Origin of the sequence: Coleofasciculus sp. E1-EBD-02, from assembly GCF_040218245.1 — a bacterium.
In the GTDB taxonomy this organism is placed as follows: Bacteria; Cyanobacteriota; Cyanobacteriia; order Cyanobacteriales; family Coleofasciculaceae; genus Coleofasciculus.
Genome location: NZ_JAVJQN010000244.1, coordinates 1 through 9,964, shown reverse-complemented (window position 1 = coordinate 9,964; position 9,964 = coordinate 1). Strand labels below are relative to the sequence as shown.

Here is a 9,964-nt window from a genome sequence, read left to right as displayed (position 1 = left end):
CAGCCAGCTTAGACAGTGGTTGGGGTTAGCCAAGGACAAGAGAAACAAAGCTGATCAGACACCAGCCACACATGCCGTTGATGGAGTAACATTAGCGGCGTTTGAGTTTACCCAGTGGCGAGAATGGCATTCGGATAATACTAAACACGGCGGTTGGTGCGGTAACGTTCAGATCACACCTGCGCCATTTGCAGTAATCCGTAGACCACCCGTTAGCCGCAGGCAGTTACATCTTTGTGTTCCATCCAAGGGTAATAAGCGGCGCAAATACGGTGGCACAGTTACCCGTCATGGGTTCAGAAAAGGTGATAAGGTTTTAGCCGAAAAAGCTGGAAAGGCTTACATCGGTTGGTGTTCTGGAGACACTGAGAAGCAGGTTTCAGTTAGCGATGCTAGCTGGAAAAGACTTGGGCAGTTTACTGCCAAGAAAGTCCGGTTGTTGCAGCGAAGCACGGGATTAATTGTCGCGCCTGCAACTGGATTGTCAAATCTCCCCTTATTGAAAGGGTCGATTTGACCTCTATCCCTCTCCGGGTTGCTTTGCTGAACCCGGAGTCTCACGAGGTATACGATGAATCTAAATTTGCTTCAACTTATTAACAATCAAATAACCGATATCAATTCTCTAGCCAGACTCACTAACTTGGAGGTGCTTTACCTAGATTACAACCAAATTACTGATATCAATCCTCTATCAGAACTCACAAATCTGACGATGCTTTTTCTTGAAGGCAATGAGATTTCTTTGGATAGCTCCGCTAATGCACAACCAACTTGCCCAGTCAGTCCCCCAGATATTTGCAAATTCTGAAAACTTAGCAAGAGTAGAGACGTAGCATGCTACGTCTCTACAGCCGAAAATAATCTAAGAAGCCGCTTTAGCCGCTGTACGCTGGCGACGACGTCCTACCCGTTTCACTTGGGGTTCCTCTGGAGTTTGTAGTAAGAATACTACGAGAGGACGACTTTGCAGTTCGCGACGAGTTAACCGTTCTAAATCCCCCTCAATTTTCTGTTGCAATCCTGTCCAGTCAACTTCTGGTTGTTTTTTGCCATCCAATGACTTGGCAAAGTCGGTCCACTGCTCACTCAATGTCCGCTCAATCCGCTTAATCACTAATTGTTGAAGCAAGGATTTCTCCACACTAGCCACGACACCCCGCAGGTGAATTTCCGGTTGGGCGAGGAGTTTACCCTCCCAACTTACGGCGGTGGCGACAGTCACTACCCCATCTCCTGCAAGCTGCTGACGTTCTTTGAGGACTTCATGATGCACGATACCGGAGCGATCGACTAACTCAATACCGGAGGGGACTTGACCGACAACACTAATGCTATCTTCGGTTAATTCCACCACATCTCCGTTATTGGTAATCACGATATTTTCTGCCGGGATACCCATCTTTTGCGCCATTTTGCCATGTTGGATCAGCATCCGATGTTCCCCGTGAACAGGCATGAAAAATTTGGGTCGGGTTAAGGCGAGCATTAGTTTATGATCTTCTTGAGCGCCATGACCGGAAACGTGAATTCCTTGATGGCGTCCATAGATCACGTTTGCCCCTTGCATCATTAGGCGATCGATGGTATTGACAACCGCGATCGTATTTCCGGGAATGGGATTCGCGGAGAAGACTACTGTGTCACCCTCTTGAATTTTCAGTTTCCGGTGTTCCCCTTTGGAAATACGGGTGAGAGCAGCCAAGGGTTCACCTTGAGATCCAGTGGTGAGAATTAATACTTTTTCTGGGGGTAAACTATTCGCGGCGTGGAGTGGCTCGAATAAGCTATCAGGACACTTGATATACCCCAGATTACGAGCTTGGGCAATCACATTGAGCATGGAACGCCCGACAACAGACACCACTCGGTTTTGTTTTTGTGCCAGATCTAAGATCAGTTGCACTCGATGAACTGATGAGGCGAATGTGGTGACCAGTATTCGTCCCGGTGCTTGGGAGAAAATACGATCCAGATTGGGATAAACAGACGCTTCAGATGGAGTGTGTCCGGGAACTTCGGCGTTGGTGGAATCGCTGAGGAGACAAAGGACACCTTTTTCCCCGTGTTCGGCTAATCGTTGAAAATCAAAGTATTCACCATCGACCGGGGTATGATCGACTTTGAAGTCTCCGGTGTGGACAACGACGCCAATGGGGGTGTGAATCGCAACGGTAAAACTATCGGCAATGGAGTGAGTGTTGCGAATATATTCGACCATAAAGGATGAGCCAATCCGCACCATGTCGCGAGGACTCACGGAATTTAACTTGGTGCGATCGCTAACTCCAGCTTCCTCCAGTTTGCCTTTCAGCAGCGCCATCGCCAGTCTAGGTCCGTGAATGACGGGAATATCAAATTGCTTCAAGTGATAGGGAAGTCCACCAATATGATCTTCGTGACCATGGGTGACAATCATGCCCTTGATTTTATGGCGATTTTCTCGCAAATAGGTCATATCGGGTAGAACGATATTAACCCCGTGCATTTCATCATTGGGAAATCCTAATCCTGCATCCAAAAGGATGATTTCGTCATTGAACTCGAAAATGCAGGTATTTTTGCCAATTTCATGCAGCCCACCTAAGGGAATAATTTTTAGAGCGGGTGAAGATTTTTTGCTAGTCAATTTGCCTCCTTTGAGAGTTCTATTACTCATTAATTACAACGTTAAACCTGAATTGAAAATTGCCATTTCTTAGGAAATAAAATTTTGGCAATAAACTTGTCTTATTTAATCTAGACTAACTCAACTTTGTCAGAAATGGTAGCTTTTTTTATTTGAGTTATAGCGCTACGCGCTAGGCAATAGGCAACACCTCGGCTTCGCTCGGTGTGTCATGGGTAATAGTGAACAAAAAAGCTTACCTTACAAGAGCTTGAGCGATTTAAACTTTTCTTCATTTGTCCTCACTAGAGTGCGTACTGCTATATAAGTGAACCTATCGAAAAGAAAAAACATAATATGTGATCCATCATTGAGAACGGCTATAAAAATCCAGACAACAAAGACCACGAAGTTACCATTCAAAATGGTATCCTTGGCTCAATGCCTGCTGTCATTAATTCAACTTGACTCACAAGTTTTATTAAAAAACCGAGCTGGTTTCTAGAGTTTATCGATAAAAACTAGGGAATTTTCGATAAATTATCTCTCTAGCACCTCAATGGGCAAGGAGCAGATAATAGGCTACTTTAGCCCAAAAATCAAGAGTAGTTCATAGATAAATGTTTCGCTGTATTTATTTTACGGGAAATTTAACTCTCCTATACATCTACATCAACAACATTAATGGCAATTTAAAGTAAAGAAAGGTCTTGGAGAACCGTCTTGACTTGTTGTTCCAATTCCATCGGCAGCTCACTCAAGGGTGGACGCGGTGAACCGACGTCCCATCCTTGAAGTTTTAATGCGGCTTTGAGTGGAATAGGATTGGCAGTACAAAACAAGACTTTAAATAACGGAAAAAGCTTTAAGTGAATATCTCTGGCTAGGTCAGTTTGACCCGCTTGGAAAGCCTGGATCATCTGCCGGAGTTCTAGACCAACGAGATGGGAGGAAACACTGACGACTCCACTTGCCCCTAGTGCTAATAAGGCTAAGGTAAAGGAATCTTCTCCTGAGTAAATGGCAAAATCCGGTGGCGTCAGACGCCGTACTTGACTGCCTTGCTCGAAGCTACCACTCGCCTCTTTAATCGCTACAATATTGGGAATTTCCGCTAAACGGGCAACAGTTTCCGGTTGGAGGTTTTGACCCGTGCGCGTTGGTACATTGTAGAGCATCACAGGCAAGTCAGGGCTGGATTTAGCAATTGCCTGGAAATGATTATAGAGTCCCTCTTGTGGGGGTTTATTGTAATAGGGAACAACTTGTAATGAACCATCTACCCCTAGTTTAGCGACTTTTTGGGTGGCTGCGATCGCTTCTTGGGTAGAATTTGACCCTGTGCCAGCAATTACCTTGGCTTTTCCCGCCACCGCTTTTTGCACCACCTGAAATAACTGAGACTCTTCATCCCATGTCAGTGTCGGTGATTCACCCGTCGTACCACAGACGACGACGGTATCGGTACCCTGTTCCACTAAATGAGCCGCTAATTTCTCAGCAACCTGATAATTCACACTGCCGTCTTCTTTAAACGGCGTAATCATTGCCGTTAATACACGTCCAAAATTGACCACCCTTATTTCACTCCTCTTTGGTCGTTAGTCATTGGTCATTGGTCATTGGTTATTAGTCATTAGGGATAGAGCTAAAATCAACTCTGAACTAACGACAATAGACACACAACAGCTTTGCCACAGGATAGAACAAAGGACATAAGACCAATGACAAATTAATAAGCCATCATTGCTGTTGCTGGCTTTAACCAATTTCGTTCCACCAACAACTCGGCAATTTGTACCGCATTCAAAGCTGCCCCTTTGCGAATTTGGTCACCACTCAACCAAATCTCTAATCCACCGGGATGAGACAAGTCTTGTCGAATTCGCCCCACCAGTACATCGTCCTTACCCGTAGCATCTATCGGCATCGGAAAATAATTTGCCTGCCAATCTTCCACCAGTTGCACTCCCGGCGCATTAGCCAGTAGATCCTTGGCTGTGGCGACAGACATGGGTTGAGCAAACTCTAGATTAATCGCTTCTGAGTGAGCTCGCAGCACAGGAACTCGAACACAAGTTGCGCTGATGCGGATCTGGGGATCGTTGAAAATCTTACGGGTTTCATTGACCATTTTCATCTCTTCCTCACAATATCCCTGATCATTCAAGGGAGAATTGTGTGGAAACAGGTTAAATGCCAAGGGGTAGGGAAAGCTTTCCGTTGGTGGCGTTTGCTCCTGCAAAATGGCTTGAGCTTGGGCTTTGAGTTCTTCCATCGCCCGTCTACCTGCACCGCTAGCTGATTGATAGGTAGCCACGACAATCCGTTGGATAGGTTGCACCTGATGCAGGGGCCAAACGGCTACTGCCATTAATATCGTCGTGCAGTTGGGATTGGCGATAATCCCTTTATGCTTCGCCGCCGCTTCCGGATTGACCTCGGGAATAACCAGGGGGACGTCAGAATTCATGCGAAAAGCGCTGGAATTGTCAACCACCACAGCTCCCTGCTCAACGGCTTTAGATGCCCAAGCTTTGGATGTTGACCCCCCAGCCGAGGCTAAAACCAAATCCACCTCTTTAAACGAATCCTCCCCCACGGCTTCCACCGGTAGGGATTCGCCTCGAAACTGGAGAGTCCGTCCCGCCGAACGGGGTGAGGCTAAAAGCTTTAAATGGGTAAGGGGAAAGTTACGGCTTTCTAATAATTCCAGTAACTCGGCGCCGACTGCACCCGTTGCGCCCAGTATAGCAACGCGAACTTGACTAGACAAACGATCTACCTCCAATTTTTTAACACATCGATTCTGTGGACAGTGACTTAACGTCGCCAAAAAAACAATTAATTTTTCTTAAGCTTAAAACATTATTTAAGGGAAATATGTAATCTATATTCTGACAAAACCCATAAGATTTGAACAAATGCAATTCTTGTCTTGTGATAACACGACGATCCTAGGTTTGCGCCAATTGACTGAGATATTACCGTTGGCTTGCCCTTAACGGGACAAATTAACGATAACAGTTCTCGTTCGGAGTTGATGAGTAGGCAGCTCAATTCATATCCTGGCTTCTAGACGTAGCTGGCTACGTCTGCTGGAACAGGCAGTCCAAGTTCTCCTGGCTTCGACAGTGGAAACCTTTTGCCTAGCCTAGCTGGTTTAGGGGTAGATTCGCTGCTGTAAACGTTCTGAATGTACTATCATCAGATACGGAAACCCCGCCCGACCGACTCAATCTATGTCTCTTTTATACCCTGAAACAATGACTAGAACTCAAAATAACTCGTTGTCAGACTAGCATATCATGAGGTGTTTGGATTACCCTCTAAAAGAACTCGATGATCACAAAGCTGTTGATCTCACGCTCTACTGTTGAGTGAGCGTGATGCATCCCCCCGAAAGAGCTAAAATTCAGTTGTCTCCAAAATAAGCGTCAATGAAAGTTACTCAGGAAAAACTCCCCAAGAGCCAACTCGGTCTGGAAATTGAAATTCCTGCCGAAACGACCAAGAAGGTCTACGAGAAGGTCGTGCAAAATCTTGCCCGCTCTGCCAACATTCCTGGGTTTCGCAAGGGAAAGGTACCGCGTCAAATTTTGCTCCAGCGTCTGGGTCCTGGACGGATCAAAGAAGCGGCGCTGGAAGATTTGGTACAAAATAGTTTACGGGACGCCCTGAGCCAAGAAACCATTGAGGCACTGGGCAACTACCAGCTAGTTTCCACCTTTGAAGAACTACTGAGTCAGTTCCAGCCGGGACAACCGTTAACATTCTCGGCATCGGTGGATGTGCCGCCAGACATAAATTTGGGAGACTACGGGAATCTCAGTGTTCAAGCTGAAGAAGTAAAACCCGATCCTGACGCGGTGGATAATTTTTTAGCAGAACGCCAGGTTCAGCACGCCACGCTGATTCCCGTCGAATCCCGCCCTGCTCAAATGGGTGATGTGACAGTTGTGGATTATAAAGGTCGTTTGACACCTGAGGGAGAGGAAGCCGTTGATATTTCTGGCGGTGAGGCGACTGACTTTCAGCTAGAACTCGAAGAAGGACGATTTCTGGCTGACATTGTTCAGGGAATTGTGGGCATGACACCGGGGGAAACCAAAGAGGTGTCGGTGACATTTCCGGAGGATTATCCACGAGAGGATTTAGCCAACCAGAGTGCTGTCTTTACCCTTACCCTCAAAGAACTCAAGGAAAAAGAGTTACCGGAACTCGACGACGACTTCGCCCAAGACATTAGCGAAGAGGAAACCATCAGCGAATTGCGCGAATCCTTGGCAAAACAATTTGCTGAAAAAGCTGAGCAAGAAACCAAAACGAATAAGGAAAACGCTCTGATCGAAGCGCTGGTGGCACAAGTTGAGATTGACCTACCCGAAACCCTGATTGGGCAGGAAATTCAAACGATATTAACCCAGACGGCGATCCAGATGGAAAACTATGGGATGGATCTGCAGAAAGTGTTCACAGCGGAAATGATGCCCCAACTGCGTCAGCGTTCCCGCCCTGATGCGATCGCCCGCCTGCGCCAATCCCTTGCTCTTGAAGAACTGGCGAAACGGGAATCCCTGACCGTGGATGATGAACAGATGGATGCCAAATGTCAGGAAGTGATGAAACAATTGGCAGGACAAGATGTCGATCCACAACGCTTGCGGGAGTTCGTCAAGTCGGATTTGCTTAAAGAGAAAGCGATTCAATGGTTGGAAGAACACGCTACCATTGAACTGGTTCCGGAAGGCTCACTAGAGACCGAAGAAACAACGGATACACCGGAAACTGGCTCTGAGGCAAGTGAAGAGACCACCGCTCAACCTGAAGCCACGGCTGATCAGGAAAGCGAGGAACCATCACCCACCCCTGATGCTTCTGAGCAAACGGCAGCGAACGAATAAACGTGGGGGTTGGGGAGTTAACCCAGAACAAGCCGGAGCGATCAGTCTTGGGCAAAAGATTTAATCGCCATCTTCAGCACTTATTGATGTTGCTAAGGCATAATGGTAACTAGAAGTTAACGTGGGTAACTCCCGCCCAAGGCTTCCGGAGAACATCTGTGTTCAAACCTGCCGGGAAAACCATTCACTTGTTGACACAAATACTTTAATCCTTGTTCTATGCTGCAATCCCAGTTCCCTGATTACTCATTTACAAGCTGGAGTTCCCCGGAAATTTACTCTGTTAGTACAAATAGTCATTCAAATTCAAGCAACATCGTCCCGATGGTGGTTGAACAGTCTGGCGTCGGGGAACGGGCGTTTGATATCTACTCGCGGCTGCTGCGGGAGCGGATTGTGTTTCTGGGAACAAGAATCAATGATGTAGTGGCTGACTCGATCATTGCCCAGCTTTTGTATTTAGAAGCCGAAGATCCAACCAAGGATATCCAGCTTTACATTCACTCCCCCGGTGGTCCCATTCTCGGACTTGGGGGAGTGATTGCGGGAATGGCGATCTACGACACGATGCAACAGATTCGCCCCGATATTGTCACCATCTGTTTTGGTGCGGCGACGGATATGGGCGTGATTCTACTAACCGGGGGAACCCCTGGAAAACGCATGTCCCTGCCCAATGCCCGGATTATGATGAGTCAACCCCTAGGCGGTGCCCAGGGACAAGCCGTTGACATCGAAATCCAAGCCAAGGAAATTTTATATCATAAGAATCAGCTCAATGAGCTAATGGCGTATCATACGGGTCAACCTTATGAAAGAATCGCCACGGATACTGAGCGCGACTTTTTTCTGTCAGCAGCGGAAGCCAAAGAGTATGGTTTAGTAGACCAAGTTATCTCGCGAGAAAATCTCAAGAGCGAAGCCACCGTCACTTCTATTAAGTAAGAGGCTCCTTATGTCTAAATACGACTCCCATCTAAAATGTTCATTTTGTGGCAAGTCTCAAGAGCAGGTTCGCAAGCTAATTGCGGGACCGGGAGTCTACATTTGCGACGAATGTGTAGATTTATGTAACGAAATTTTAGATGAGGAGTTGCTTGATTCCAGCGCTCCGGCTCCCCAGCAAGTCCCCCGCTCGGAACCCCCACAAAAACGTCGCACTCGGGCATCCGGTTTGTCACTGAATCAGATTCCTAAACCTCGGGAACTGAAAAACTATCTTGACGAACATGTCATCGGTCAGGACGATGCGAAAAAAGTCCTATCCGTGGCTGTTTATAACCACTATAAGCGCCTAAGTTTTCTTGAAGCCAAGGCAAAGGGCAAAGCTGGGGCAGATGATCCGGTGGAACTGCAAAAGTCTAATATTTTGCTCTTGGGACCCACGGGTTGTGGTAAAACCTTACTGGCGCAAACCTTAGCGGCTGTACTCGATGTCCCCTTTGCCGTTGCTGATGCGACAACGCTGACGGAAGCGGGTTATGTGGGTGAAGATGTTGAGAACATCTTACTGCGGCTGTTGCAGGTAGCAGATTTGGATGTTGAAGAAGCGCAACGGGGAATTATTTATATCGATGAAATTGATAAAATTGCCCGCAAGAGCGAAAACCCTTCGATTACGCGAGATGTTTCTGGGGAAGGGGTTCAGCAAGCGTTACTGAAGATGCTTGAGGGAACCGTTGCCAATGTGCCACCTCAGGGCGGACGCAAGCATCCCTATCAAGACTGCATTCAGATTGATACAGGTAATATATTATTCATTTGTGGTGGTGCCTTTGTCGGTTTAGAGAAGGTGATTGAACAGCGTTTTGGTAAGCGCTCAATCGGCTTTATTCAGCCGGGAGAAGGTCAGTCCAAAGAAAAACGGGCGGCGGATTTACTGCGACATTTAGAACCCGATGACTTGGTGAAGTTCGGGATGATTCCGGAATTTATCGGTCGTATCCCCATCGCGGCGGTGGTTGATCCCTTGGATGAAGAAGCTCTGATCGCGATTTTGACCCAGCCGCGCAATGCTTTAGTGAAGCAATATCAGAAATTGTTGAAGATGGACAATGTGCAGCTTGGGTTTACCGAAGACTCGCTGCGAGCCATTGCCCAAGAAGCCTATCGGCGGAAAACGGGAGCGCGAGCGCTGCGGGGTATTGTGGAAGAGTTGATGCTAGAGGTGATGTACGAGTTACCCTCGCGCAAGGATGTGACTCGCTGTACGATTACGCGGGAAATGGTAGAGAAACGCTCGACAGCCGAACTGTTGCTGCATCCGTCATCTCTACCTAAACCAGAATCGGCATAAACTTTTATCCTTCCCGTCCTGAGAAGACCCTCGCTTGAGCGCGATGGGATGAATCAGGACATTCTTGCTCTTGGATGTAGACCTTAAGCCTTTCTATTGTAACGCCACCGCAGCTAGAGACAAAATAAGAACCTGTCCACAAAACCCTTTTCTTGT

8 protein-coding genes and 1 pseudogene are annotated in these 9,964 nt (G+C 47.2%); 5 read left to right on the top strand and 4 right to left on the bottom strand.

The window, feature by feature from the left end:
- Together RIC07_RS35690 and RIC07_RS35685 are read left to right on the top strand one after the other, a co-directional pair.
- A pseudogene (locus RIC07_RS35690) lies at positions 1-517 on the top strand (RRXRR domain-containing protein); the annotation flags it as partial.
- 54 nt (positions 518-571) lie between these two features.
- Complete coding sequence (locus RIC07_RS35685; protein ID WP_446398641.1) at positions 572-811, top strand: leucine-rich repeat domain-containing protein; 240 nt, start codon at positions 572-574, stop codon at positions 809-811.
- Between the two features lie 54 nt (positions 812-865).
- Here RIC07_RS35685 and RIC07_RS35680 read toward each other — a convergent pair whose 3' ends face one another.
- From RIC07_RS35680 to RIC07_RS35670, 3 genes are all read right to left on the bottom strand, one after another.
- Positions 866-2,659 (bottom strand): ribonuclease J, encoded by a 1,794-nt coding sequence (locus RIC07_RS35680; protein WP_446398640.1) that lies wholly within the window; start codon positions 2,657-2,659, stop codon positions 866-868.
- 641 nt (positions 2,660-3,300) lie between these two features.
- Positions 3,301-4,185: a 4-hydroxy-tetrahydrodipicolinate synthase gene (gene dapA / locus RIC07_RS35675; RefSeq protein ID WP_446379725.1), complete on the bottom strand. Its 885-nt coding sequence runs from the start codon at positions 4,183-4,185 to the stop codon at positions 3,301-3,303.
- Positions 4,186-4,340: 155 nt separating this feature from the next.
- Positions 4,341-5,384, bottom strand: a complete 1,044-nt coding sequence (locus RIC07_RS35670) for an aspartate-semialdehyde dehydrogenase (protein WP_446398639.1) — start codon at positions 5,382-5,384, stop codon at positions 4,341-4,343.
- A gap of 664 nt (positions 5,385-6,048) precedes the next feature.
- On the opposite strand from RIC07_RS35670, the gene tig reads away from it, so the two are divergent.
- The 3 genes from tig (at position 6,049) to clpX (ending at position 9,808) form a co-directional block, all read left to right on the top strand.
- Positions 6,049-7,512, top strand: coding sequence for a trigger factor (gene tig / locus RIC07_RS35665; protein WP_446398638.1), 1,464 nt, complete (start codon positions 6,049-6,051; stop codon positions 7,510-7,512).
- A 219-nt stretch (positions 7,513-7,731) separates the two neighbouring features.
- Positions 7,732-8,457: an ATP-dependent Clp endopeptidase proteolytic subunit ClpP gene (gene clpP, locus RIC07_RS35660; protein ID WP_446379731.1), complete on the top strand. Its 726-nt coding sequence runs from the start codon at positions 7,732-7,734 to the stop codon at positions 8,455-8,457.
- 10 nt (positions 8,458-8,467) lie between these two features.
- On the top strand, positions 8,468-9,808 hold the full coding sequence (gene clpX, locus RIC07_RS35655) for an ATP-dependent protease ATP-binding subunit ClpX (RefSeq protein ID WP_446346504.1): 1,341 nt from the start codon (positions 8,468-8,470) through the stop codon (positions 9,806-9,808).
- A 4-nt stretch (positions 9,809-9,812) separates the two neighbouring features.
- Here the strand turns inward: clpX and RIC07_RS35650 are convergent.
- Positions 9,813-9,964: transposase (locus tag RIC07_RS35650; protein ID WP_446398642.1), on the bottom strand; the 152-nt coding region annotated here is incomplete at its 5' end.

Coding starts and splice junctions, on each gene's coding strand:
- RIC07_RS35685 (WP_446398641.1), top strand. CDS start 572: ATGAATCTAAATTTGCTTCAACTTATTAACAATCAAATAACCGATATC.
- RIC07_RS35680 (WP_446398640.1), bottom strand. CDS start 2,659: ATGAGTAATAGAACTCTCAAAGGAGGCAAATTGACTAGCAAAAAATCT.
- tig (WP_446398638.1), top strand. CDS start 6,049: ATGAAAGTTACTCAGGAAAAACTCCCCAAGAGCCAACTCGGTCTGGAA.
- clpP (WP_446379731.1), top strand. CDS start 7,732: ATGCTGCAATCCCAGTTCCCTGATTACTCATTTACAAGCTGGAGTTCC.
- clpX (WP_446346504.1), top strand. CDS start 8,468: ATGTCTAAATACGACTCCCATCTAAAATGTTCATTTTGTGGCAAGTCT.